This window comes from Chitinivibrionia bacterium (assembly GCA_009779925.1).
Lineage (GTDB): Bacteria > Fibrobacterota > Chitinivibrionia > Chitinivibrionales > Chitinivibrionaceae > WRFX01.
Window position 1 is genome coordinate 1 of record WRAZ01000003.1, and the last position, 25,889, is coordinate 25,889.

Consider the following 25,889-nt stretch of genomic DNA (forward strand, 5'->3'; position numbering starts at 1 on the left):
GGGTAAGTAATGGAGGGATTTATTTTACTCGGCGGCGGAACATTCGCAGGTGGTCTTATAGTTGGCATTTGCGCAATTATTGCAGACAAAAAAATAAAACAGAGAGAAGCAGCAAAGTTAGCGGCTTAACATTCAACAAGCGGGGGGAATATCTTTCCCTCGCTTTTCAATAAACAAACAGAAAACAATTTGAGATAAATAGACTTCAACAGGAAAAATTAACGAGCAAACGCTCTCACATCCCCAACTTCTTCATCTGTCCTTGCATTGCGCCGAATTTTCCGCCTTTGCCCATTTTTCCCATCTGTTTCATCATTGTTTTCATTTGGTCGAATTGTTTGAGCAGTTTGTTCACTTCTTGCACGTTTCTTCCGCTTCCTTTGGCAATTCTTAAACGCCGACTTCCGTTTATTATGTCGGGATTTACGCGTTCTTTCATCGTCATCGAAAGAATAATCGCCTCAATGTGCTTAAACTGTTTGGGGTCTATGTTTATGTTTGACAGTTGCTTGCCGATTCCGGGAAGCATTCCGAGAATATCTTTTATTGAGCCCATTTTTTGAATTTGGCGCAGTTGGTCTAAAAAATCTTGCAAAGTAAACTGATTTTTGCGGAATTTTCGTTCCAAATCCGCCGCGCTTTCCAAGTCCACTACTGACTGCGCTTTTTCGACAAGCGATACAATATCGCCCATTCCCAAAATTCGTGAGGCAAGACGGTCGGGGTAAAAAAGTTCGAGCGCGTCGGGCTTTTCGCCGACACCGATATAGCAAATCGGAACGCCAATAATGCTGAAAACCGACAAAGCCGCGCCGCCGCGTGCGTCGCCGTCCATTTTCGACAGAATTATTCCAGTGCAATCCACTTGTTTGTGAAATTCATTTGCAACGTTTACGGCTTCTTGTCCGGTCATTGCGTCGGCGACAAAAAATACTTCTACGGGCTTTACAATGTCTTTCACCTGCCTGAGTTCGTCCATCATATCTTCGTCGATTTGCAAGCGACCCGCAGTATCGACAATGACTATGGAATTGCCGTTTTTGTCCGCCTGAATAAGCGCGTTTTTCGCAATAGTCTGCGCCGAAACGCCTCTTTCGCTGTAAACGGGAATGTTCAGCGATTTTCCCAAGGTTTCCAACTGGTCAATAGCGGCGGGACGGTGAATATCGCAGGCGACCAATAGGGGAGTGTGCCCCGTTTTTCGGAAGTGCAGAGCCAATTTTGCGGAGTGCGTGGTTTTTCCCGAGCCCTGAAGCCCCGCCATAAGAATTACGTTGGTTTTATTTTGTTGCAAAACAATTTTTCGCGCGGCGCCGCCCAAAATAGCGGTCAATTCGTCGTTTACGATTTTTATGAACATCTGCCCCGGATTAACGCCCGAAACAACGTCCGCTCCGAGCGCTTTTTCTTTTACTTTTGCGGTAAAGTCCTTAACGACCTTAAAATTAACGTCGGCTTCAAGGAGGGCGCGCTTAACTTCGCGCATCGCCTCGCTTATATTTTCCTCGGTAATTCGCGCCGACCCACGAATACCTTTAACGATTTCTTCCAGTTTATTACTTAAATCTTCAAACATAGCAACGATTGCCGCCCTTTTTTTGTTTTTTGGTTATTAAAATTGTCCTCAAAATACTAAATTCCCCACACAGGAACGTAAATTTTCGATAAAAAACACTTTTTTCCATTGCTTTTAGACTTTGCAATATAGTATATTGAGTAAAACTTACAGGAGCACTGAGTAAAATTTGCAGGTGCACTGAGTAAAATTTACAAGTTTGGGAGGGTGAAAATGAGCGAAAATACGAGATACTTGCTTAAGCAGGTTTTAAGCAGAATAGAAGAAAAAAGACATCTTATTCAGGTGATTGTCGGTCCGAGGCAGGTTGGAAAAACTACTTTGTGCAAACAGGTTTTGGCTTTGTGCAAAGGTGTTTCGCAGTATCACACGGCGGATTCCGTCGCCAATACTAACGGCGAATGGATAGACGGCATTTGGGAAGCGCTTCGTAAAACTATGAAGTTAAATCAAGCGAACGAGGCGCTTTTGATTATTGACGAAATCCAAAAAATAGACAATTGGAGCGAATTTGTAAAAAAGAATTGGGATAACGACAGTTTCAATAATATTAACATAAAAGTTATAATTTTAGGCTCTTCAAGAGTGCTTATTAAACAAGGGTTGTCGGAATCGCTTTTGGGGCGTTTTGAGCTGAATGTCTTGGGGCATTGGTCGTATTCGGAAATGCGCGACACCTTTGGTTTTACTCCCGAACAATACGCTTATTTCGGCGCTTATCCGGGGGCGATTAAACTTATAGGCAACGAAAAAAGATTTAAGGAGTACATTCGCGATTCTATAATAGAGTCGGTTGTAAGCAAAGATATATTGCAGTTAACTAAAGTAAATAAACCCGCTCTGCTTCGGCAATTAGCAAACATCGGAATTTCTTACAGTTCTCAGATAATTTCGTATAATAAACTTTTAAGCGGCGTAAACGATGTCGGAAATACGACTACTCTTTCGCATTATATTCAGCTTTTGGATGAAGCGGGAATTGTTTGTGGTCTGCAAAAATACACGCAGAAAGATATAATTCAAAAAAGCTCAATTCCGAAATTTCAAGTGCATAACCAATCTTTGCTTTGTTGCCTTACTTCGCTGACGTATCCGAAAGTCATTGTGGATTACGCTTTGTGGGGAAGATTTGTGGAAAGCGCGGTCGGAACGCATTTGATAGCGGAAAAATCGCGGCTGAACGGCGGAAAAATCCGATATTGGCGCGAAACGGAGGGGCGGCATACTTACGAAGTCGATTTCGTTTTTGAGTATAATGGAAAAGTGCTCGGGATAGAAGTAAAAAGCGGTAGCGGAAAAATAAAAAATTTCAGTAATTTCGCCAAATTCAAAGAGCATTTTCCCGAAGCAATGACTTTGGTTGTCGGCGCGGACGGGATTCCGTGGCAAGAATTTATTGCGGGGAAAATTGAGCATTTGTTTTGAGTAAAAACTCCGTTTTTTTCACTCCATATCAACACAACAAAGCAAATCTCCTCCAAGCTTCAAGAATTTCGCGTTTAAATACCCTCCTCCTCCGCCGACAATAAACCGCTTGAAATCGAACATATAGGGGAAGAAGTTCACGTGTAAATCTACGGTGTATTTGTATTCTCTTTGTTGCGGAACTACTACGATAAGTCGCTTTTTTGTAATTCTTATCAATTCCTCAAGCGCTTTTTGCGGGTCGCGAATATGCTCCAGAGTGTGGGTGCATAAAACTATGTCGAAATGTTTGTCGGGGTGCTGTAAATTTGTTATGTCGGTTGCCAAGACCTCGATTTTGTCGTCGATTTTTCGTGGAGCAATGTCGCCGCCGCCGCATTTTATGTTTGGGTATTTCTTTGCGATTAGTTTCAGCAAATATCCGTTTCCGCAGGAGGCGTCAAAGCACGTGAAATTGCCTTTTAGAAGTCCGCTTACAAGATTATCTGTAATCCAGTTAAGGGATTTTGTATGCAGGTCGGATTTTCTTGTGTTTACGGGGACATTCATAATTTGTTGATAACAAAGCGAAAGCTCTTCGTCGCTCATAAACGGGAATTTTTCCTTGAAATCAAGCAGAATTTCGGTCTGCTTTCCGTAGGCGGCGTACATTAAAGGGTACATGAAAAATTTGTTATCCCGCAAAATCGGCGGAACTATGTTGTCGAGCGCCCAATTTATTGCAGAAGTTATGTTTTTGCTTGGAAACAGTTTCATCTTTTACCAATCTCTTTCTTCTAAAATTTTGTATAATTCGTCGTTGTTTTTCGCGTTTATGAATTTTTCACGAACTTCGGGCTTCGATAAAACCTTGCTCATTTCGGCTAAAAACTGCAAGTGCGGCGCGCAATCTTTGGTCGGCGATAAAATTACCACCACAATATAAACGGGCTTTTTGTCGATTGCGCCAAATTCAATTCCCTTATGCGAAATGCCTATTGCGGCGCAGATTGTTTCTACCGCGTCCGTTCTTGCGTGAGGGAAAGCAACGCCTTCGCCAAGCCCCGTGGACATTGATTTTTCGCGCTCGATAACCGCGTCGAAAACGTCTTGCCTGCTTGCGAATTTGCCGTTTATTTGCATTATGTCGGTTAATTCGCGTATGGCGGCGTTCTTTTCATTGTTAATCAGCGGGACAGCCATACAATTTTTGCACAAATACTTCATAAAATCAAAATTTGTTTCGTTGTCTTCGTCGTCTTCGCGAATTATTTGGTTTATGCTGTCGGGCTTCATAACCTCGACGATTGAAGACAGCGATTGATTCAACTCGATAATCGTTTCGTATATTATTGTGTTTGCGTAAGAAATGTCTCCTTGGTCGGCAAGGACTTCTATGTGGTGGTTTGTCACTCTGAAGAGAAATAAATTATCCCGCATTTTCATAACATATTCTTTAATATGCTCTTTGTCTGGATACTCTTCTATTGTTTTTGTCCGCACATAAAAACCTTCTTCTTCGCAGTGCTTTACGACTTTGGAAATTATTAAGTCCACAATTCCGTTGTTCGGGAAAGAATACAGTTTTCTGCTGCAGGTAGATTCGTCAATATCGGGGTCGTCGGGCTCTATTTTTAGTTTTTTCATTAGCTCTTTCACGCTTGTTCCCTGCACCAAAAGCGAAAACAGGATGTAGGAAAAAGTCAATTGCACTATAATATCGCGAAGCGGATAATCGAGAGGAATTGTAAGAACAAGCGCCGCGGGAAACGCGCCTCTGAGCGCTCCCCAGGTAAAAATCAGCGAATAACTGTGCGGAATACGCAATTCGGGACGTCTTTTTCGCACAAAGAAATTATACGGTACAAAACAAGTCATAACGCTCAGATATCTTGCGAAAATCAGGATTGCTATTGAGACGGGAACTGCGATTGCCGCCTGAGCGGAAAATTGGCTTTCAATAAAAATATTCGCCTGCGTTATGCCCATAAGCAAGAATATGAAACTGTTCGCGATAAACGTAAAAAATTCCCAAAATGTTTCGACCTGTTCGCGGTTTCTTCTTCTTATAACATCCTCGGCTTTCAGCGAAAACACAACGCCCGCGCTTAACGCCGCCATAACTCCCGAAAGATGAAGCGTTTCCGCGCCTATAAAAGACGAATACGCCATAATTATGCTCAAAATAATCTGATATTCCCGTCCGTCTTTATCCATTTTGCAAAAGAAAGCGCCTACAAATCCTACTACAATGCCGACGGCTGTTCCGCCAAATAAAATCTTTATCATACGCAAAATTTCGGTCGGAATGCTCAACGTTATATCGGGCGTGTGGTAAGTGAGAGCCAAAACTATGCTGAAAAGAACGATAACGGTAGAGTCGTTCGACATCGATTCGCCTTCTATAATAGCTCGCAGCCGCTTGGGGGCGCCGACTTCGTTAAAAAGCGCAAGAATTGCAACGGGGTCCACCGCAGAAATTATTATTCCGAACAAGAGCATTGCGCCGAAATAAAAACCCATGGTCCAGCTTAAAAGCCCGCCGATAACAAAAGCCGAAACCAAAACTCCTACAACCAATAAAAGGGCTATCGGTACCATATTCTTGAAAAGCACCTTGCTGTTTACGTTCAGCGCGGCGTCAAAAATCAATATCGGAAGAATAAGATACAAAACCACGTCGTAAGATAGGCGTATGCCCACATAATTCAGTTGTCCCTGATAAACGTTTGCAATAACGCCGACTATAAGCCCGACTATTACAAGCCCTATGGAATAAGAGAATTTCAATTTTTTAAGGACGACCCAAGAGAGAGACGCAATTGTTATTAGCGACAAAATTATCAAAATGCCGTCGAGTAAAGAGGGCGATTCCAGATTTTCCTCCGTTTTATGCGATTATTTGAAGTAATCCTAAGGTAAAATATTATAATGTTAAGACAAGTTGCGACAAAAAACGCAACCTTTGACGAAAAAATAGTATATTTGCTCTAAAAAAAGAAAGGACTTGTATATTTTATGGAAAAGTATTTGCAGGAAAAGTATGACGAATGTTTTGACGCGCAGTTCCATTATTGGCATGACAAGGCGCAGGAAAATCCCGTAAAAACGCTCAAAGAAATTGAAGCGGAACTCAGAGTGCTTTACGTTCGCCTCGAAAATGATCAAGAGGGCAGAGGGCAGGTTGCCGAGACGGGAATCATGGGAACGGTTGCGGGAATGGAAGCTGTCCGCGCCGAGTGTTTGCATTTAGTCGGCGGCGTTAAGTAGGAGCGCTTAGTGCGAAAACTTTTGTTGCTTGCGTTTGTCGGCGTTTTTTTAGGGGGATGCCTTTTTATTCCCCAAGAGGCGGAAGAACCCGGCGGCGTATTTTTTGTTGACCATCTTAATTTAAGCCAAATTCTTTGGGGAACAGGCGAGCAATTTTCGTTTAACGAATACAGCGACTTGTTTAGAGTAAGCAATAATTTATTTATAGATGCAGAGCTAAACTCGTTTTCTACTCAAATGTTTGTCGCGCGTCTCAGAACAATGAACAGAGAAGCGGGCGATGCAACAGAATATCGCTGGGAAGCGTCGGGTAGCGAGCCGATATTTACGGACAGACCTACAACGCTGAACGTACGCACGTTTACAATAAGTTCGCCAAATTCCGCGCACGTAGAAACGGGCAGGGTCAGAATTACCGTGGAGCGCACGGATTTCAGGTGGCAAATAACAGAATGGAGGGAGTTAGATGAGATTTCTTTTTTCCATCCTACTCTTGGCGGCAGTTTCGGTAATTAACGCCTGCTTTAATCCGTTTTTTCCGCAGACGACGCCTCCGCCGATTGTGCCGAGTTCGCCCGAGCGTACAATTCAACTTTTGCGTGAAGCATACGAACAAAAGGACATCGACGCCTTTGTGCGATTGATTTATTCTACCGCTCAATATGCGTCATACACTCAGTTTGCGGGACATACGGCAAGTTTGGTCAATTTCGGCACGCTTCCTTTAGTGCAAATTGACAGTATTTTTATGCCGAGCAGTTTTTTGCCGCCGAGTAATTTTTTGCCGTCTAATCTGTGGTTTCACGAGTTAAGCTGGACGGATGAAGACAGAATTCACAGAAATATGTTCAGGTTGGCGGATGAAATAGTGTTTCTGTCGCCGTTTGTGGTGAGAGATATGCTTTTTGAGGTGGAAGGGACAGACACGCTTTCGGCTTTGGTGAGAACAAGTTCGTCGCAAATCAGAATAAGAATGCGCGGCGAAGAATATATTATAGATATAAACGGACAGGTTTTCGCTATGAGAAAAGCAAACGCAATTTGGAAAATCTGGAAATGGGTAGAACTAAACTGAGGAGCAAAATTGATACAGGGAATTTCTTACACTCGAATAACGCTTGCGCTTGATATTGTCAAAAAACTTACGCAAGGTCAATTCGCAGGCTACCACGAACTCGGCATAATAAAACATCAGATTGACTTGGGCGATACCATAACCATAGAAAAGTGCGACGAGATGAAAATCTTCTGCGATAATCCGCAAGTCCCGTGCGACGAAAATAATATTTGCTGGCAAGCGGCAATCTTGCTTAAAAAAGAGTTCGGAATAAAGCAGAACGCGTCTATTCATATAGACAAAAAAATTCCTGTTCAGGGCGGGCTTGCAGGCGGAAGCGCAAACGCTGCCGAAACGCTTAAGCTTTTGTTTAAAATGTGGGAGATTGATGTTGAAATCGAGCGGAAAATCGAACTTTCGCGAAAGCTCGGAATGGACGTTCCTTTCTACTTTTACGGAGGAACAGCGTTTGACAGCGAGGCGGGCGCACGTTTGTATCCGATAGAAAACATCTGCGAAAAACTTCATTTTTTACTTGTAGTTCCGCAGTTCGGAGTCTCTACTCAAGAGGCATATTCGAGGATTGATTACACAAAAATCGGAAAAAATATAAATAAAACCTCGGAGTTAAAATTTGCGCTGAAAACAGGAAAAATGCAAAAAATCGCAGAAAATGTCCATAATGATTTTGAGCAAAGTGTATTTTTGTCGCACCCAAATTTGGCTGATATAAAAAAACAGCTTTTGGATTATGGTGCAAGCGCGGCGGTTATGTCAGGGTCGGGTTCTACTGTAATAGGTATTTTTGACGACATTGATACAACCGAAAACGCAGGCGCCGAATTTGAGAATGCGGTGTTGGCGAGTTCTCTTGTTTAGGAGAAAAGAGTAAAAAAACAGGACTGTTAAAAAAAAACAGGCAAATTTTGGAGAGTGTGTATATATTATGTTTGTTGTGTAGTAAGTTTGTCGAAAAAATATGCAACAACAAATAATTTGAAGGTGTGAAATAAAAATGAGGAGTTTGCTATACTATGAAAAATGTTAGGTTTTTGGGATTTTGTGCGGCACTTTTGGTGCTTGCTTTTTCTGCGACTGATATTTACGCGCAACGCGACAGAGAAGCAGAAAGAAGAGAGAGAGAGCGTCAGGAGCTTCAGCGGAGGCTTGAGCAAATGCAGAGAGACCGCGCTCGCGAGGAAGCAAGAATTGAGCAGGCGGTAGGTCCCATTGCGGGAACCGAGCAGACAATCGCTCAGTGGCAGGACTTTTATGACAGAAGTTGCGTCGGTGAGAACGCAAGAGGCGGTCGTCAGCGTTGTGCGGACGCGCTTTATTCTGTTGCGGAAGGTCTTTACAGGGATGAGAGAGACGGATTTATCAGGGCGCAAGGTCAATATGAAATTGATTTTGCTCGTTGGGAAAGAGCGCGTGTAGGACCGAGACCTGTAATGCCCAGACCTAATTATGAAAGGTCGCTTCGTACGTTTCAGACTGTAGCGGAAAGATATAACGGTACCAACAGAGCGCCTATGGCTTGGCTTGAAATCGGCGGCATATATATGATTGACGGAGACCTTACAAGAGCAAGAGCGGCGTTTGAGCAACTTGTCAGAAGGTATCCGAATGACCGTCGTGCTTCGGCGGCGCATTTCAGAATTGCAGAAATTTGTTTCGGCGACCTTCGCGACTTTAACTGTGCACTCAATCACCTTAATCAGATAAATCCCGAACACATTACGCCCGACATACGCGAGATGGCGCATTTCAGACGTGCGGAAATACATCATAACCGCGGCGACTTGGACGAAGCGGTTAATCTTTACGGCGAATACGTGGACAGATGTGCGCGCAGAGAGTTTCCCCGTTGCGAACTTCGCTCGGAAGCAATTGAAAATATGGCTATAGCGTTTTCCGATATGGCAAACGGCGCGGATGCGGCAATCGCTTATTTTGCAAGAGTGGGAGCGCGTCCTTTTGAAGATACAATTCTGTTCAGAATAGGTATGAGAAACTTTGACCACGGACAATTTGAACAGTCAATCGTAGCGCTTAACAGAGCGATAGAGCGTTTCCCGAACTTTGCGGAGGCTCCGAGAGCGCAAATGAACATAGTGAGCGCTCATCTTATTCGTACTCGTCCCGTTGACGCAAACAATGCGCGCGAAAGATTGGTTGAACGTTTCAGCCCCGGCACTCCTTGGGCTCAGGCAAACAGAGGAAATTCGGTCGCTTTGGCGGTTGCTCAGGATATGGTAAAACAGTCGTTGGGCTCCATTGCGGTTTATCATCACGCCCTTGCTCAACAAGCGACAGATCCGCAAGTTGCAAGAGGACACTATGAAAAAGCGATTGTTGCCTACGAAAGAGTTATACGCGACTTCCCGCAAGATTTGTGGATGGTTTACGAATTTAACTTTAACCTTGCAGAAGCGCTTATGGCGGTCGGACGTTTTGAAGACGCGGCTGTAAGATACAATTTGGTCGCGTTTGCAAACTTGGCGTCATTCCCTGTTTTCAGAGCGGACATTGACACTATCGGTATGAGCGCGGCGGAAATCGAAAGAATGAGAACTGAAGGTGCGGCTCGCACATCTCCGATAAATATTTCTCAGGGAGACGCAGGTTGGGGCGCGGTTGTTGCGCTTGACACTTTACGCAGAGTGCAGATTGCACAGGGAAGTTTGAACGAACAGCAAGCGTATGCGCTTCCGATAACAAGAAGATTGCTTACTACAATAAGCGAATTCCAACAAAGGTTCCCGCAGGACGCAAAGGCGGCAGAAGCGCTTTATGCGGCGGCAAGCATTCACTTCGACGGCTCGAATTACGTGGAAGCGATTTCAATGTCGCATAGAATTCTTGCGGCTTACGGTGCGGCAGATACGGCAATGTGGAGACAGGCGACCAAGCTTGCGGCTGACTCTTACGCCCGAAACGAACAATTTGACGAAGCGGTTGCAAAATACGATGCTCTTATAGCTCGAACCCGAAACAACCCGGAGCTTCTGCAAACATACGTGGATTTGTCGGCGGCGGCAATTTTCCAAAAAGCAACTCGTATGAGAGAACGCAGGCAAATTGCGCAATCGGCGGCGGAATTCCAGACAATAGTGGTAAGATACCCTGCTTCTACAGTTGCGCCTCTCGGTTGGTTTGAGGCGGCGGTAACTTTTGAAGGCGCGGATTCTGCGGCTCAGGCGGCGCGGATTTTCAGAGAATTTCCGACAAGGTTCCCAAGACACGAACTTGTTCAGAGAGCATTTGTTCGTTCGGGTGAAAACTTTGCAAAAGCCGAATTGTTTACCGAAGCCGGTGAAATTATGAGATTAGCGGCGCAAACGGTTAATGAGTCCGAGTTCTCCATCGGTGCGCTCGGCGTTGCGGCAGGCTACTTCAGAAGCGCAGGTCAGCTCGAAACCGTGGGAGATATGTATTATCAGATTTTCAGAATGTTCCCGACAGACGCGCAGGCACCTCAGGCGTTGTATAACGCAGGTCTTGCTTACGAAGAAGCGCAAAACTTCAGACGAGCAATCGAGGTTTATACAATTTTGGGAACAAGATACGTAGAAAGCGAATTTGCACCGTCGGGTTATTTCTCAATCGGTCTTGCTTACGAGCAAATGGGCGATTTGGTCAGAATGGCGGAAGCGTTTGTTAGTTATGCACGCAGATTTACATCTAACCGCGACAGCCAAATGAAGGCGTTGAACAGAGCGGGCGGTGCATTCAGAGATTTGGGAAGAATGCCTGAATCGGAAGAGAACTTCCTTTTGGCAACGCAGATATTTGCACGTTTCAGAGAGAGCGACGCGCTTTCAAATGAGGACGGCGCTATAGCATTCTTCAACTTGGCGGAAATTCAGCGTTCAAGATTTGAACAGATGACTTTGACGGGAAGAAATCAGCGTGATGTTGAGGCGGCGGCAAGAAGAAAACAGGAGTCGTTCCAGCAACTTGCGGAAACATATATGAGCGCGGCGGCTTTGGCTATTGCCGAGTGGACTATTCGCTCAATACAGTCGGTTGGTCTCGCTTCTAAAGCGTATGCAGACGCTTTCCGTAATCAGACGCTTTTCGGAAACAACGACGTTCAGATGGGAACACGAATTCAGATATTGAGCGGTGGCGTTCATCAGTTCTACGACGAGGCTATAACGAATTTTGCCCGAGCGGTTCAGTTTGCTCGTGAGGCGGGTATTCAGGCGTCATTTGTGAATGATGCGGAATTGTACTTGTCGCAAATGTGGTTTATGAAAGGTTATGCGTTCCAAGAAGCGGGAACAATGGTGCGTAATACGCCGATGCCCAGAGGCTTGGACGAAGAAGAAGAAATGGCGTTTATCGATATGGTCGAAGAGTTTTACTTGAACTTTGTAAAACAGGCGTTGCCCGTGTTTGTAAACAGTATCGACAATCTTACGGCGCTTTTTGTCGGCAAAAACGAGTGGACGGACAGCATTCAGGGACGTATCGGCATTTTGGCGGCGGAACTTGAACTTGCAGGCTTTTCTTTCGGCGAGATTGCTCAGGCGGAAGTGGATTTGAACGCAGAACGCGCTCAAGCGAGAGCAGACGGTCGATTTGTCGTGATTACAGCGGCTGAACTTGCAAGAAGAGAAGCGCGTAGCGAACACGACCAAGCGATGATGGCTATAAACAGCATAGTTGCAAGCAATATGACTGTCAGCGAAAAATTGTCTTCTTTGGCGTCGCGCAGAACAAATGCGGAAAGAGCTACGGCTCAGGAGGCGGCTCGTATAACGGAACTCAGAAGACAACTTGGATTGAATTAAAAGAGAAAATGGATACAATAAATAAACTAATAACTAACCTTAGGAGGGTTTAAAATGGAATTGTTTTTACAATTTGTGTGGGAAGGGTTCAAACCGGAAAACGGCGGTACTTGGGCTCAGGTGTGGATACTTTTTATGGGACTTTTCGGACTTGGCTTTGTTATCGAAAGAGTGATTTATTTGTGGTTCACTGCAGGTAATACCGAAAAATTTATGGGAGATTTACAGCGTTTTATCAAAGCGGAAAAGTGGGATGAGGCGCTTAAATATACTAAGTCGAAACCCAAAATGCCGCTTGCAAAAGCAGTTTCAATTATTATCCAAAACCGCGATGCAGGTTCAAAGAAAATCCAAAAGGCTATCGACGAGGTTTTCTTGGGCGATGCTCCGAATATCAACAAAAACGTTAACATTATTGCTATGTTCGGTAATACTGCTTCGATGGTTGGTCTTATGGGAACGATTTTCGGTCTTATGATGTCGTTTGACGCGGTGGCGAACGCTCCTGCGGCTCAGCGTGCGACAGAATTGGCGAGAGGTATTTCTATCTCTATGTCAACGACACTTTTCGGTTTGACGTGCGCTATTCCTTTGATTATTGCTCAGGCGATTATTTCATCAAGGTCAGATAAAGTTCTTTCCGAATTGGATGAAAAAACGGCAAAATTAGTAAATCTTATTGAAGCATAAGCGGACCTTTTAAAGAAAGAAGGTGTTTGTCTATGGCAAATAAGATAAGAAAAAGAGTAAGGGATGCAGACGATTTAGATTTGACCATTTTTATGGCTCTAATGGTCTGTCTCATCCCTGTATTGTTGTCTATGGCTGAGTTTGCGAGAATGGCGACTGTTGATATTTCTCTTCCGAGAGGTCGCGGCTCACAAACGGAATCGACACAGTCGGAACAGCCGCAAGAGGAGCCGAACAAGCTCATTCTTACGGTTATGGTTTCGGACTCTGCGATTACCGTAGGCGCAAGAGACGGTTTTGTTCTTCCGTCGATTATATATAGGGAGTTTCACGATTACCGCTCAAGAATTGACGGCTTTGAACTCAGAGACGTGGAATTTAACCCGAGATTATTGGACAGAAGGACCGGGCAATACGCTAATATGCCTATTCACCCGCTTTTGGGAATACCATTTGCGAAACAGGACAGAACGGAAATTCGTTTGATTGCTTATAATGTGGATGATTCCGAAGCAATGAATTTCACAACGCCTGTTATGGGGTACTATTCTATTCCGAGACGTGATGCGGCGGGCAGAGTGGTATATGACGGTAATGACTTACTTGTGCAGGAAAACGGTATGATTATCGAAAACTTGGAAGTCGGTATGCAGGTTTATTCGCTTACCACTCAGTTTTCTACAACCGTTTTGGGAGTCAGAGATGCGTCCGAAGAAGGTGCAACGGAAATTCCGAACAGACGTTTAATCACTATCGAAAATCTTGACGATTTTGAAAAACGCCCTGTGTCGGCTTACGACTTGCTTAAGTCGCTTTTGGTGCAAATTCGTGAGCGGTTTCCCGATGTTGACGACAGAGATGACGTGATAATTGCGGCTGATGACCACATTATCTACGACAAAATAATTCAGGTTATGGACGTTGCAAGGAGTGCAAATCTCACCAATATTTCCATAGCGCGATTTAGAGAACAAGGACAGGACTAAGAAAGGAGGAAAACGATGGCTAGACGTAGTATCAAACCAAAAAAGAAAGTGCCGATGAATATGGCGGCTATGATGGACGTAATGACAGTTTTGTTGTTATTCCTTCTTCAAAGTTTTTCGGCGGATGGTTCTATGTTAACCAACGCGGATAACTTGCAGTTGCCTAACTCAATATCGAACGAAAGACCGGTGGACTTGCCGTTTCAGATAGCGGTTACCGAGGATGCTATTATTGTTGACAACGTTGCGATAGAAGATACCAGAGCGCTTGCGTCAAGAGATTTCTATGAGTTTATGGCGGACACCAATACCGCGCTTGACATAGCTTTGAGAGAAAAAATGTCGCAACAAATAGAATTGGTGAGAATAGGCGCGCTGACTGAGGTGAGGGATGACGTCATTGTTCAGGTCGATAAGAATTTAGGTTTGAACGTGATGTATAAAGTAATGACGGTTTCAGGAAGACAGGGCTTCAGTAGAATGAGGTTCGCGGTAATGATGAGGGAGCAATAATATGGCATATCAAGTAAAATTAAAGAGGATTACCGAAAAAGATATTCTCGACAAAGTTGTTGCTGAAATCGTGAAATCGTCGGGCGCATCCTCGGAAAAAGTAGCAGAGTCGCTTTCTTCGCAGGCGTGGACTTCCATTGGCAGAAATTTTGACAGAGTTCGCGCAAAAGAACTTCGTGCAAATTACGAGGCGTTGGGAGCGAAAGTTCAGTCGATTGACTTGGACGACCTTGACGAGGACGAGGAAGAAGACGAAGGCAGAGTTCGCTCGCAAGACGAATTCGTAAAGATGCTTAACGCGAGAGGCGACATCTTTGAAGTCGAAGACGATTCCAAAAAGACTAAGATTATATTCCCGATACTTTTTGTTCTCGGTATTTTCTTGAGTTGGTATATGGCAGTAATTTTTGAAATAGAAATTGTTGCTGTGGACTTTTACGAAAGACATATCAGAGAGCATACAGTTACAATGGCGGAAGTTGTAAGAGAAGCAATCAGAGAACCTGAACCGGATCCTGAGCCTACTCCTACTCCACAGCGTGAAGAGCAACGTCCGCAACAACGTCAGGGAACTGCCGCGCCTACAGGCGGTGGCGGCGACCCGAGGTCGAGAATTGCTCGTCAGGGCGTTTTGGGAGTATTGTCGGGTGCGGTAGCGACTAACGTTGCGGGTGCTCAAGGTCAAGGCGGTTTTGCCGCGGGTATTGACGCTATTATTTCGGGTGCAGGCGGACTTCAGGCAGGCGGCGGAGGCGGTACAGGTCGTGCAGGTGCAGGCGGTATCGGTTTTGGCGGCGGTATGGGGTCGGGCTTTGGCGGCGGAACGGGCGGTGTTGACGGCTTGGCAGGTCTTATGGGCGGCGGAGGCGGCAATATGCAGTTTGAGCGAAGAGCCGAAGTAAGAGTAAGAGAACCGGCGGCGGCGACAGGAGCAGGACTTACGGGCGGTCGTTCGAGAGCGGAAATTATGCGGGTTGTGCGCCAAAATATGGCTAGCTTGCAACACGCATATAACCAGCGTCTCAGAGATAACCCCGGAATGCAGGGTCGTGTAACGGTAAAATGGGCAATTGACGAATTTGGGAATGTTATTCACGCCCAGTTGGTCAGTTCAACAATTGGTGATGATATTTTTGAGCAAACGGTAGTGAGCCGAATAAGAAGTTGGGTCTTCGGGAGAATAAATATCCCGGGAGACGTGACGGAAGTGGAATACCCGTTTGTATTTACACCGAATTAAAAAAATTTAAGAAGGAGTTTGTTTTAGTATGTTTAAAAAAATTGTAGCAGGGGTAGCGCTTGCAGGAATTGCGTTTGTGGCGTTTGCAACAGATGCAAGAATTGAGACGATGGGCGGTACCGACCGCTTCTTTATGGACGAGATGTCCATCCACAGAAATCCGGCAAATATGGGCTTGTTCGGCAATATTATGTACGGTTCTTATGGAAGTATTACAAGAACCCCAAATCGTGAGTGGGAAAGCGGTATAGATTGGCGTCCCGAACAACCGTTTTTCGGCGGTGCTATTTCTTTCGGACAAAGAGAGGAAGACCAACGTAAGTTTACTATCGGTGCAACATTTAACAGAGTGGATTCCGCTCTTAATCTTGTAGCATTCAATATTAACGAGTTGGGTTTGAGAACTGTCAGAACGGGTACTGTTCCACAGCCACATAACAGAGCTTTGGTTTTTGCAGGAGAAGATATCACAGTTGTTCGTCGCAATCCATTTGGAGCCGGAGCAGATGGTATTTTGTATAGTCCGTCTGATATTGAGTTCCTTGGAAAAGTTGACTTGATGTTTTCTAAAACTCTTCCGAATGGAACTACTGTAGGTTTGGGTACATATATTGCGTTTCAAAACGGTGCGCCGCGCCATTTGATTGCAAACGTGAGTGGTTTTGGAGAAGCCGAACTCAACAAGAGCGACTTAACAAACAGATTTATTAAGGGAAATATCGGTGTGAATACTCCGATAGGAGACGGTGTTGATTTGGATGCGTCAATTGGTATCTCTACCCTTACATTAGAAGGTGCTTTGATAGAAGATGGATCAATACCAAGAGACGTGAACAGATTTCACCGTGTTGCGGATAATGACGTTGGTGTACACGTAGATGTTCGTATGTTTGCTGACCTTCCCGCAATTAACGGTGCGTTTGTGCCGAGCTTGCGTGCGGATATAGTAAACTACGGCGATGATGAGCGTCTTGTAAATTTCAGCGCAGGTGTAGGTCTTAACGTAAACATCGACCGCGGTTTCTTCTGGACAGGTTTTTATGGTTTGTATAACAGCAAATCTCACGCTTTGCTCAGCGGTGAAGTACGTAATGTTGGTCGTGACGGCATAATAGCCGACGGCGATATGCCGAGATTTGGTTCTAAAGATATGATGGGTGGAAAAATTGGTTTCGGTATTGAAAGAAACGTTCTTACCGACTGGTTTATTCTTCGTGTCGGCGGTGCAAAACTTCTTGCAAAAGAATCATTCGGTAGCAACCAAGGCTCTCGTTGGGTTGAAACCAATGATATTGACCACGTATCTCTTGGTATGGGTGTAAATATTGAAAATCGTTTGAAAATCGATTTCACGATTGCTCAAAACCTTCCCTATACTTTCACGAGCTTGTTTTCAAGTGGCGGAAATCCGTATCTTGCAAGCCGTGTCAGCGCAGTATTTGCGTTCTGAGAAATCGGAAACGAGATTACAGAAAAAAATGCAGGAGCGAATTTTCGCTCCTGTTTTTTTCTTGTAGGGGCGTATTGCATACGCCCAATTAAAACACAATAATAAAAATAAGGGCGTATGCAATACGCCCCTACGATTATATGCTCTTATGCGCTTTATATACCCACGCTAAAACTTCGGCTACTGCTTTGTATAGTTCGGGCGGGATTTCTCGGTCTAACTCTATTTCGCTTAAAACTTCGACCAATGCCTTGTCTTCGTAAATCGGAATTTCGTTATCTTTTGCCTTTTCTATTATTTTTTCGGCAACATTTCCCGCTCCTTTTGCAACGACTTTCGGAGAAACGTCTTTTTCTTCGTCGTATTGGAGGGCTACTGATTTTTTTGCTTCTTTTTTAAGCATTTTTTTACCCCGTAATATCAATGTTGCTTTTTATACCTGCGCTCTGAACTTTTTGTTCTTCTTCAATCTTTTTGTTGAAACTGACGCGCACCGATTTTGTACCGATACTTTCGAGCGCTTTGTAAAATTCGTTGTAATTCAGTTTGAAATATTCAAGCATTTTTTCGTTAGTGAAATTTATTGCGACCTGCAACTGTTTTTCTAAGGTTAAGTTTGCCTTTGCCGAAACAGTATTGCCTTTTTCCAACTCGACTGTAAGTTCAACTTCGTTAGCTTGTTTTTTGCCTTTTTTTTCCTGTCCGTCTTTTTCGTCTTTGTTTATGCGAAGTTCCATTTGTATCCAAGCATTGCCGATTTGTACAGGAATAAGAACGGTTTGTTCGCTTCTTCCTGTGGTAATATCGACCTTGTTTGCGAGCAAATTTGCGGAATCAATCTTTTGTGAAAGCTCGTTTACGGAATTGGACAACAATCTCAGCCGTGAAAATGCTTCGCTTAATTTTTCGTCCGCCTGCAAATTCGGCAAATTCTGTAATTTTTGCGCCGCTTCTTTTATTTGGCTTGAAATTTCACGCAGGACGTTTCGCAGGTTTTCCTCCATTTGCGGTTGTTTTTCTCTGCGCAACAATTCTTCTTGCTTAATCGCTCCCTGCAAAATTCCGATTTTTGCCATAAGAAAATCTACCGGGTTTTCTTTTTTGAATATAATATCAGGATTTTTCAATATGTTTTCTATATTATCAAGTTTTTCCAGAGTATTTTGCATTTGTCCCCAAATTTGCGGAGAAGAAATTTCGGGTTTGTTATGTGCCGCAATTCTGGTTGTTATTGCCTCCGAATTAACCTGCATCAGTTCTTTCAACAAAATATCGGGTTTGCTTTTTATAAATTCTCGCATTTGTGCAGTAATATTTTCAACGCTTTTTTCTGTGGCAAACAATGTTTTAAAATTTTGCAATATTGCGTCATTTTTGCTCGGTTCCGCAATATATTGCAATAACGCAGACAAAACAGAAGGCGTAATCCTCCACATTGTCGCGGCTGAAGCGGCTGAGCCACCTGCCGTTTGTAGTATTTGTTGGGGTGTTTGTATGGGATTTGCTGTGTTTTGTAAGAAAGGCGTACTCACATTTTGAGTTTCGGTTGGTGTGGGGATTGCATTTTGTATAAATTGAGGAATTGGCATAGCTGGCGCATTTGTTGTTTGAACAGTGTTCAGGTTTTGCGCATTTTGCGGGCGTATAACACTTTCGGTTTGCGTGGTATTTTCGGGGCGCGCTGTGTTTTCCGTAAAACTTTTCAGTATGCTTCTCAAATTTTCAATAACTTCTTGCGAGAGTATTATAGGTTTTGGGCTTGTTCTTATAATGTTTGCCGTGTCGCTTATCAATTCTTTTGAAAATTCGGGAAAGTTTTTTTGTAAAACTGCAGAAAATTCGCTGTTAAACTGCGTATGAAGCACAAGCGGGAGAAATTTCGTCTCGCCACCGCCGATTTTTCCTTCAATTTTTGCAAACGAGAATGTGGCATTATCCCTTTGAGGCGATGATAAAATTTCAGTAAGCAAACTTTTTATACCTTCGCTTTGCGTAAGCGGAATTAAATTTTGAATATTCGCCCTGATATTTGCCTCGGTTTGCTTTATAAATACGGGTATTTTGTCGTTTTGCGTAGGGGCAGGTTTTAAACCTGCCCTATTATAGTTCGCCACTGTTTGATTTTCTGCAATATGCGTTTGGTTTTGCATTTGGGCAGGTTTAAAACCTGCCCCTACATTAGTGTTAGCGTTTTGGGTGAAGGTTTTTTCGCCGTTGCTAATTGTTTCATTTCCCAGCAAAAATTGTGATACGGCAAAAAAATCACGCGCCGACAAGTTGCCCGCCTTTACTTGCGTTGCCGTCCATTTGAAAATCTCTTCCGTCGAAATGTTTTTCGGCAAGGCGTTTGCGTTTTGCAAAAGTTGGGAATTCGGCGATGGTTTTCGCAAAATCGCTTCAACTTCTTTTAGGATTGCGCGCGCCAATTCTTTTTCTTCGGGGGAGAGGTTTGATTTTTCTATTTGCGCAGTCAATTCCTGAGCGAGTTTTGCAAAATTTTCCGCGTTTTTAACGGCAGTCTGCGCAATGGACGCAAGTTTTTCGACGGATACGGATTTTATCGTCGCGTCCATTCCCTCGCCTCCTTGAGTTTTCGCTAAAATTTTTGAGAGAAGTTGCATCATTTCTTCTTTATTCTGCGGCGAAGACAACAGGGCGGTATCTGCGGTTTTGGGCGTTTGTGTCTGCGCAGGTTGTGCGGCTTGGCTTTCTTGCGGAGTTTGCGGAAGTTGCGGTTTTGTCGTGTTTTGCTCTTGCACTTTAGCAGTATTGCCGCCCTCTTCCTGAGGCATTTGGGCAAGATTTGCGATTTTATGCAATGTTGTTTGAGGAATTATGTTTTGTAAATTCAATTACGCCCTCCTGTCTGCCAACCTCAAAATCATTGCGACTTGGTCTTTGCTCATCTTTAAATCTTGCGCTATTTTACCGATGTCTTCATTTGCGTCGAAACGTCTCACTATTTCGTTTCTTATTTCTAACGCGCGCGGTGGCTTGGATTGTTGCGGCGTCGGTATCGGCTTACTTTCGATTTTCGGCATAGTCGGCGGTGTTTGCGGTTTCGGCGCCTCGTATATTGCCTCCTGTTTTGGCGGCATTACTGTTTGGGGCGGAATAACGCTCGCATTCGGCATTTCAATTTCAAATGACTGTGGAATTGGTTGCGGGATTTCCGCATTTGTTTGCTCTTGGGGTTTTATCGGCGCCGATATGTCTATTTTCAGCAAATCTTCGACTTTTGTGTTTGTCGGTGCAGGCGGGGACGGATATTTGCTTGCAAGTTCCCTTAACGAATAAATTGCGGTTTCCAAAGTCGGCGGTGTTTGCGGTGCGGGAGGCGGTACAATTTTCGACGACATCGGAGGTGCGGCTTGCTTCTTTTCTTGCTTTGGCTTTGTCGGCGCAACTTGTTTTTTTATGGGGGCTTTCTTGCCTTTTGGCAAAATTGCAAGGAAGAGCCGTGTAAAAATTAAAAATACTGCGGCAAGGACTGCGAGCGCGCCCATTCCTATTATCAGTTTGTCAAGAATTGGTCGTCCCATAAAAGAATTGTATGCGTTTTCTATAAAATTTGCGGCAATTGCTGTTTGAGTTCGCGACGCTGTCGGCGTTTGTCCGTTTCTCTGTTCGCGCCTGCTTGTCTCTATTTCCGTTTTTATTATCGCCTGTAATTGCCTCATTTCAGCGACAAAGTTGTCTTGCAGTCCGCTTCTTATCGCTTCTTGCTGAAGAAATTCCAATGAGTCCAACTGCCTTTGACGTTCTTCAAAACTGTAGCGGGGGATTTGCGCAAAAATAACAGTCGCAAGCGCCAAAATAACTACTGCGACGAATGCCGTTTTTATAAAAATATCTTCTTTTTCCAACAAAATTCACTCCGATTTGTAAAAGTTGTTTGCCATTTATTATATTAAATATACTTTATGACTTTTTATACGGGGGACCTGTTTTTATGATAAAGGCAATTGTTTATCACAATGCGGAGTTGATTAAGACCTACGAATTTTCAAAATCGCCTGTTTCCGTCGGGCGCTTGCCCCACAATAACATACCGATTAACAGTATGGGAGTTTCGCGCCAACACCTTCAAATCAGTTATGATTGGGACAAAAAGGCGTATTTTGTAGATGACCTCGGTTCTACTAACGGAACTTTTATAGACGACAAAAAAATAACCAATATGCGAGTTGAAAGCGGTGCAAAAATCACTTTGGGCGAATTTACCATAGCTTTGGAATTTGTCGGAGAGCCGCCTGTTGCAGTGGAAGTTGCCAGCGAAGATTTGCAAGACAGCGGCGACAATTTGTCATCCGCCACTCTTTCAAGTAAAGACGGTATGTTTTTCTCGAAAGTCTCATCGGATAGCGAAACAGATGACGAAAAAATCGTAGTAAAAGCGTTTTTGATAGAACTCAATAACAAGATAATCTATCCGATAAACAAGCGTACTATGATGTTTGGAAGCGTTCCCGAAGACGATTTTTACGTGGCGAGCGGCATTTTTGACTCCGAAAACATAGCAAAGCTTACAATAAATAACGGTGAATATTTAATTCAAGGGAAGAAATTCAAGCACAACGGGAACAAAGTGAGTAAATGCGTCTTGCAGAACAAAGACCGGATAGAAATTGGAAACTGCGTGTTTACTTTCAAGATAAAGGCAGACTAAAAAGCGCCAAAAATCGTGCGCAAAATGTAAAAAAAAGTTTTTTTCGGCTAAACATTCAATTTGCCTTGCTTCTTGTTTGCGGCAATAAGTATTTTTGCGGTCGGAAAATAAGATTTAACGGAGATTTTTTAGATGAGCAGAAAAATATTTATCGCAGGCAACTGGAAAATGAACACAACTGTTGAAGAAGCGGTTGAATTGGCAAAAAGTGTTGTTGCGGAATGCAAAGACAGAGGCGATGTAGAAGTTGCGGTTTGCCCTCCTTATGTAAATTTGTCGGCTGTTGCGCAGGCAATTAAAGGAAGCGGAATTAAACTCGGCGCGCAAGACGTTCATTGGGAAGCAAGCGGCGCATTCACAGGAAAAATTTCGGTAGCTATGCTTAAAAGCGTTGGTTGCGAATACGTAATCGTAGGGCACTCCGAGCAAAGACAATATTTCGGCGAAACCGACGAAACCGTAAATAAAAAAGCAAAAGCAACACTTGCGGGCGGCTTAAAACCTATAATCTGCGTAGGCGAATTGCTCGAAGAAAGAGAAAACGGCTTTACCGAAAAAGTTGTAGAAAAGCAAATTATCGGCGCATATAACGGTTTGTCAAAAGAAGAAGCGCTTAACACGGTTATCGCTTACGAGCCTGTATGGGCTATCGGAACGGGCAAAACTGCCACACCCGAGCAAGCGGAAGAAGTTCACTTGTTCATAAGAAAACAGTTGGAAAAATTGTACGATAAAGATTTGGCGGCTAAGCTTGTTATTCAATACGGCGGCAGTATGAACCCGAAAAACGCCAAAGAATTGTTGGCAAAAGATAATGTTGACGGCGGACTTATCGGCGGCGCTTCGCTTAAAGCCGAGCAGTTCAAAGGCGTGGTAATCCCGCAGTAAAAAGAAGGAAAAAATATATGTTGTTTGGATTTATGGTCTTTTTGTTTTTGCTTGTGTGCGTGATTTTGGTATTTTTGGTGCTTATTCAAGACGATAAGGGCGGCGGTATTTCGGGCGCAATCGGCGGCGGAGTAAGCGCTACTGCAAACTCGCTTTTGGGTTCGCAGAATGCCGAAAACATTTTAACGCGCGGAACAAAAATTTTTGCGGCGGCATTTTTTGTGCTGACCCTTATTATTACGCTTTATGTTGCCAGAGGTAATCTGACGACTACGGCTTCGGGTGTGCGGGCTGTTGTGGAGCGCGAAGGCGCGGCAACACAGCAAATTAACGTTAATCCAGTTATGCCGATTGAGATGCCGATGCTTCCTGTTCAGGAAGAGAGCGCAGAATAAATGAGTTTTTTGTGCGGTCGTGGTGGAATTGGTAGACACGCAGGATTAAGGATCCTGTGGGGATTGCCTTGTGCGGGTTCAAGTCCCGCTGACCGCACCATTTTTTTTAACAATGCGGACGTGGTGGAATTGGTAGACACGCAGGATTAAGGATCCTGTGGGGATTGCCTTGTGCGGGTTCAAGTCCCGCTGTCCGCACCATTTTTTTAATACTTCTTCTTATTCATTTCTTCAAAAATCGCTATAAAATTCATATATCGGCTTTCGGCGATTTCTCCAGTTTCTACGGCGGATATTATTTTGCAATTCGGCTCGTTTCTGTGGGAACAGTTTGAGTATTTGCAAGGTGCATTTCGCAGGGTTTCGACAAAATCGTTCCAGTATGAAGCTACAAATTGCGGCTTTATTTCAGGCATTTCAAAAACCGAAAATCCCGGTGTGTCTGCTACAAAACCGCCGTTTGAAAGTTGCAGAAGCGATGTGTGCGAAGTTGTATTTTTCCCGCGAAGCAGTGCGCGCGACAATTCTTGCACCGCAAAATATTCGTCGGGAAGTAAAATCTGCATAATTGAACTCTTCCCGACACCCGACTGCCCTGCAAAAACCGAAACTTTGTCTTTTGCGACATCTTTTATTTGTTCTATTGATTTTGCGTCATCTTTGCTTGTTAGTAAAACGTCATAACCGATTTTTTTATAAATTTGTGCTATGTTTTGTAAATTTTCGAGTTGTTCGGCAGACAAAATGTCTATTTTGTTAAAAACAATAGTTGTATGAATATTTTTTACGGCGGCGCAAAAGAGAAATTTGTCGATGTAAGACAAATCCAAGACAGGGTCTATAAAACAATTTATGAAAAAAACATTGTCGATATTTGCAATAAGGGGTTTTGGTAAAAAGTTTTTTCTTTCGCGAACATTGCGGATTATGGCATTGTCGGCAATTCCGTCAAATATTTCTACATTTACGTAATCGCCGACAGCTATTCGTTTTTGCTTTGCTTTGGCAACGCCTTTAAGGACTGCGCGGACGGGATTTTCTTTTGCAATGTCCACTAAATAGTAGTTTTTTTGCTCCTGAATTACCCGTCCAAGTGTTAAACTCATATATAATGCGCGATTATCTGTTCAGCTCGTCCATTGTCGCGCGATGACCTGCTCTCGCTCTTTCGGCGGTAAAGGCTATCGCCGTGATACCTTCGATGTCGTTGGTGAGTTCGAGTTCGCGGGTTGCTCTGTTGTTAACAAAAATAGCCAAAGTAAAATCGCGCGCCCGATAGATGTTCTGGTCGTTTTCTATGAAGATATACAAATCTTCTTCGCCTGCGCCGTCAATAAGTTTTACGCGTGTGCCGCCGAAGAAAATGTACTCTATCGCTTCTTGACGAACCATTTGGAAGCCGCCGTCTCGTCTTACCGCAAATTCGGCTGTGGAATTTATTCTTCCGCGGTTGCCGAAGCCGTTTCCTTCGAGGTAGCCGCCCGACATAAACATAATGTTTACGTTTCCGTTTACTGCTACGTCGCCTTCACCGGGAAATCTGCGCACCAAATCGACTTCAAATCTTCCTAATTTTAACTGCCAAAAGTCCGCAGTCTGAACTCTTCCGTCCGAAGTTGTGAAATGAACGGTGCTTTGGGTCATCGCACGTTGGCGAAAATCCGCCGCGCTTTGTGCGAAACTAATGGTAAAAAATACTGAAATAATCAATGCAATTACTGCTTTTTTCATAAAAAACTCCTTTATTAGTTAATATTCTTGCATAAATATACGAAATTTTACGCGGTTTTGCAGAAAAATCTCACTTTATGCGCCATTTGATTTCTTTTTGCGCTCGCATAGGAACGATTGAAATCTGCTCATTTACCTTAAATTCGGCGGGGGCAGTCCACGGCTCGCGGACTAAAGTGATCGTATCTTTATTGTGCGGAAGACCGTAATAATCCGCGCCGTTTTTGGAGCAGAAATTCTCGAAATTTTCCCAAGCGTCGGCTTCTTCAAATGCTTCGGCGTAAAGGGGGAGCGCGGCGAATGCCGAATAAATTCCGCCAAATCCGCCGCTTGTTTCTTTTGCGCTTTTGGGGTGTGGAGCGGAATCTGTTCCGAGGAAAAATTTTTTGGAAGGCATTTTTATCGCTTTAAGCAGTGCTTGGCGGTGAGTTTCGCGTTTTAGAACGGGAAGGCAATAATTGTGCGGATTTATTCCGTTTTCAAAGATTGCGTTTCTGTTCATCAGCAAATGATGCGCGGTTATTGTTGCCGCAATTTCGTTATCGCACACAAAATCAACGCCTTCTTTGGTGGTAATATGTTCCAAAACTATTTTTAGTCCTGCTGTTTTCATTATCTTTTTGCTTAAAATATCGTCAATAAAACGCTTTTCTTTGTCGAAAGCATCGACGTTTGCGTCGCTTACTTCGCCGTGGAGCAGAAGCGGAAGATTGTGCTTCGCCATTGCTTCGCAGACAGGGGCTATTTTGTCGAAATCGCTTATGCCCGCTTGCGAGTTTGTCGTGGCGTTGCTCGGATAGATTTTTATTCCCGTTATAAGTCCTGATTTTGCAAACGCTTCGATGTCGGCGGGAGTGTGGTCGTGGGTCAGATAAATAGTCATAAGCGGTTCAAAATTCGGATTTTTCGCCGCTTGCATTATTCTGTCGCGATAGTTTTTGACATCGTCAAGCGTAATTATCGGCGGTTTTAAGTTCGGCATAATTATTGCCCGTGCAAAAACTTGCGCTGTGTGGGGAAGTACGACCGACATAATCTCGTTGTCTCTTATATGCAAATGGAAATCATCGGGCTGAATTATTGTAATCTCGTTTTTCATAGAAAATCCTCCGAAAATATTGAGGAAAGAAGAGGGAGAATACACCCACGGGGAGTCGAACCCCGCTTGCAAGGATGAAAACCTTGAGTCCTAACCGATAGACGATGGGTGCATAAATCTAA

At 43.9% G+C, this 25,889-nt stretch carries 23 protein-coding genes and 3 tRNA genes; 16 read left to right on the forward strand and 10 right to left on the reverse strand.

All coding sequences use genetic code 11. The features are described from left to right. Window positions 1–235: 235 nt before the first annotated feature. Window positions 236–1,576, reverse strand: coding sequence for a signal recognition particle protein (ffh, locus tag FWE23_01895; protein MCL2844193.1), 1,341 nt, complete (start codon window positions 1,574–1,576; stop codon window positions 236–238). 213 nt (window positions 1,577–1,789) lie between these two features. On the opposite strand from ffh, the gene FWE23_01900 reads away from it, so the two are divergent. Further along, a complete protein-coding gene (locus FWE23_01900; protein MCL2844194.1) occupies window positions 1,790–3,001 on the forward strand; it encodes an AAA family ATPase in 1,212 nt (403 codons plus the stop codon). A gap of 18 nt (window positions 3,002–3,019) precedes the next feature. On the opposite strand, the gene FWE23_01905 is transcribed toward FWE23_01900, so the two are convergent. Beyond that, window positions 3,020–3,757, reverse strand: a complete 738-nt coding sequence (locus FWE23_01905) for a class I SAM-dependent methyltransferase (protein MCL2844195.1) — start codon at window positions 3,755–3,757, stop codon at window positions 3,020–3,022. 3 nt (window positions 3,758–3,760) lie between these two features. Then, on the reverse strand, window positions 3,761–5,818 hold the full coding sequence (locus FWE23_01910) for a cation:proton antiporter (GenBank protein ID MCL2844196.1): 2,058 nt from the start codon (window positions 5,816–5,818) through the stop codon (window positions 3,761–3,763). Window positions 5,819–5,998: 180 nt separating this feature from the next. Here FWE23_01910 and FWE23_01915 point away from each other — a divergent pair, with 180 nt between their 5' ends. From FWE23_01915 to FWE23_01960, 10 genes are all read left to right on the forward strand, one after another. After that, window positions 5,999–6,250 carry a hypothetical protein gene (locus tag FWE23_01915; GenBank protein ID MCL2844197.1) on the forward strand — a complete coding sequence of 84 codons (252 nt, stop codon included), beginning with the start codon at window positions 5,999–6,001 and terminating at the stop codon, window positions 6,248–6,250. A gap of 9 nt (window positions 6,251–6,259) precedes the next feature. After that, the gene (locus FWE23_01920; protein MCL2844198.1) at window positions 6,260–6,766 is read left to right on the forward strand and encodes a hypothetical protein; all 507 of its coding nucleotides are present in this window, start codon (window positions 6,260–6,262) and stop codon (window positions 6,764–6,766) included. Further along, window positions 6,717–7,325 carry a hypothetical protein gene (locus FWE23_01925; GenBank protein ID MCL2844199.1) on the forward strand — a complete coding sequence of 203 codons (609 nt, stop codon included), beginning with the start codon at window positions 6,717–6,719 and terminating at the stop codon, window positions 7,323–7,325. The genes FWE23_01920 and FWE23_01925 overlap by 50 nt, the downstream gene beginning before the upstream one ends. A gap of 9 nt (window positions 7,326–7,334) precedes the next feature. Next, the gene (ispE, locus tag FWE23_01930; GenBank protein ID MCL2844200.1) at window positions 7,335–8,186 is read left to right on the forward strand and encodes a 4-(cytidine 5'-diphospho)-2-C-methyl-D-erythritol kinase; all 852 of its coding nucleotides are present in this window, start codon (window positions 7,335–7,337) and stop codon (window positions 8,184–8,186) included. A gap of 155 nt (window positions 8,187–8,341) precedes the next feature. Continuing rightward, entirely contained in the window at window positions 8,342–12,106 is a 3,765-nt protein-coding gene (locus FWE23_01935) for a tetratricopeptide repeat protein (GenBank protein ID MCL2844201.1), read from the forward strand. A gap of 54 nt (window positions 12,107–12,160) precedes the next feature. Next, window positions 12,161–12,796 (forward strand): MotA/TolQ/ExbB proton channel family protein, encoded by a 636-nt coding sequence (locus FWE23_01940; GenBank protein MCL2844202.1) that lies wholly within the window; start codon window positions 12,161–12,163, stop codon window positions 12,794–12,796. A gap of 32 nt (window positions 12,797–12,828) precedes the next feature. Then, complete coding sequence (locus FWE23_01945) at window positions 12,829–13,782, forward strand: hypothetical protein (GenBank protein ID MCL2844203.1); 954 nt, start codon at window positions 12,829–12,831, stop codon at window positions 13,780–13,782. 15 nt (window positions 13,783–13,797) lie between these two features. Continuing rightward, window positions 13,798–14,295, forward strand: a complete 498-nt coding sequence (locus tag FWE23_01950; GenBank protein ID MCL2844204.1) for a biopolymer transporter ExbD — start codon at window positions 13,798–13,800, stop codon at window positions 14,293–14,295. Between the two features lies 1 nt (window position 14,296). Continuing rightward, a complete protein-coding gene (locus FWE23_01955) occupies window positions 14,297–15,535 on the forward strand; it encodes a TonB family protein (protein ID MCL2844205.1) in 1,239 nt (412 codons plus the stop codon). A gap of 28 nt (window positions 15,536–15,563) precedes the next feature. Further along, window positions 15,564–16,985 carry a hypothetical protein gene (locus tag FWE23_01960; protein ID MCL2844206.1) on the forward strand — a complete coding sequence of 474 codons (1,422 nt, stop codon included), beginning with the start codon at window positions 15,564–15,566 and terminating at the stop codon, window positions 16,983–16,985. 136 nt (window positions 16,986–17,121) lie between these two features. On the opposite strand, the gene FWE23_01965 is transcribed toward FWE23_01960, so the two are convergent. From FWE23_01965 to FWE23_01975, 3 genes are read right to left on the reverse strand one after another with little or no spacing between them, the layout of a single operon-like run. Then, window positions 17,122–17,388, reverse strand: coding sequence for an EscU/YscU/HrcU family type III secretion system export apparatus switch protein (locus tag FWE23_01965; GenBank protein ID MCL2844207.1), 267 nt, complete (start codon window positions 17,386–17,388; stop codon window positions 17,122–17,124). Between the two features lie 4 nt (window positions 17,389–17,392). Next, a complete protein-coding gene (locus FWE23_01970) occupies window positions 17,393–19,837 on the reverse strand; it encodes a hypothetical protein (protein MCL2844208.1) in 2,445 nt (814 codons plus the stop codon). Beyond that, window positions 19,838–20,854, reverse strand: a complete 1,017-nt coding sequence (locus FWE23_01975) for a hypothetical protein (GenBank protein ID MCL2844209.1) — start codon at window positions 20,852–20,854, stop codon at window positions 19,838–19,840. 83 nt (window positions 20,855–20,937) lie between these two features. On the opposite strand from FWE23_01975, the gene FWE23_01980 reads away from it, so the two are divergent. The 5 genes from FWE23_01980 to FWE23_02000 all read left to right on the forward strand — a co-directional run bounded on the left by FWE23_01980 (window position 20,938) and on the right by FWE23_02000 (window position 23,138). Continuing rightward, window positions 20,938–21,654, forward strand: a complete 717-nt coding sequence (locus FWE23_01980) for an FHA domain-containing protein (GenBank protein MCL2844210.1) — start codon at window positions 20,938–20,940, stop codon at window positions 21,652–21,654. Window positions 21,655–21,786: 132 nt separating this feature from the next. Next, the gene (gene tpiA / locus FWE23_01985) at window positions 21,787–22,542 is read left to right on the forward strand and encodes a triose-phosphate isomerase (GenBank protein MCL2844211.1); all 756 of its coding nucleotides are present in this window, start codon (window positions 21,787–21,789) and stop codon (window positions 22,540–22,542) included. Window positions 22,543–22,559: 17 nt separating this feature from the next. Beyond that, window positions 22,560–22,937 (forward strand): preprotein translocase subunit SecG, encoded by a 378-nt coding sequence (gene secG / locus FWE23_01990; GenBank protein MCL2844212.1) that lies wholly within the window; start codon window positions 22,560–22,562, stop codon window positions 22,935–22,937. Window positions 22,938–22,950: 13 nt separating this feature from the next. Then, window positions 22,951–23,037 (forward strand) — tRNA-Leu (locus FWE23_01995). 14 nt (window positions 23,038–23,051) lie between these two features. Then, window positions 23,052–23,138, forward strand: a tRNA-Leu gene (locus tag FWE23_02000). 5 nt (window positions 23,139–23,143) lie between these two features. On the opposite strand, the gene rsgA is transcribed toward FWE23_02000, so the two are convergent. The 4 genes from rsgA to FWE23_02020 form a co-directional block, all read right to left on the reverse strand. After that, window positions 23,144–24,043, reverse strand: coding sequence for a ribosome small subunit-dependent GTPase A (gene rsgA / locus FWE23_02005; GenBank protein MCL2844213.1), 900 nt, complete (start codon window positions 24,041–24,043; stop codon window positions 23,144–23,146). Between the two features lie 13 nt (window positions 24,044–24,056). After that, on the reverse strand, window positions 24,057–24,668 hold the full coding sequence (locus tag FWE23_02010) for a hypothetical protein (protein MCL2844214.1): 612 nt from the start codon (window positions 24,666–24,668) through the stop codon (window positions 24,057–24,059). 70 nt (window positions 24,669–24,738) lie between these two features. Beyond that, the gene (gene pyrC / locus FWE23_02015) at window positions 24,739–25,767 is read right to left on the reverse strand and encodes a dihydroorotase (protein ID MCL2844215.1); all 1,029 of its coding nucleotides are present in this window, start codon (window positions 25,765–25,767) and stop codon (window positions 24,739–24,741) included. A gap of 40 nt (window positions 25,768–25,807) precedes the next feature. Further along, window positions 25,808–25,879 (reverse strand) — tRNA-Glu (locus FWE23_02020). Window positions 25,880–25,889: the final 10 nt, after the last annotated feature.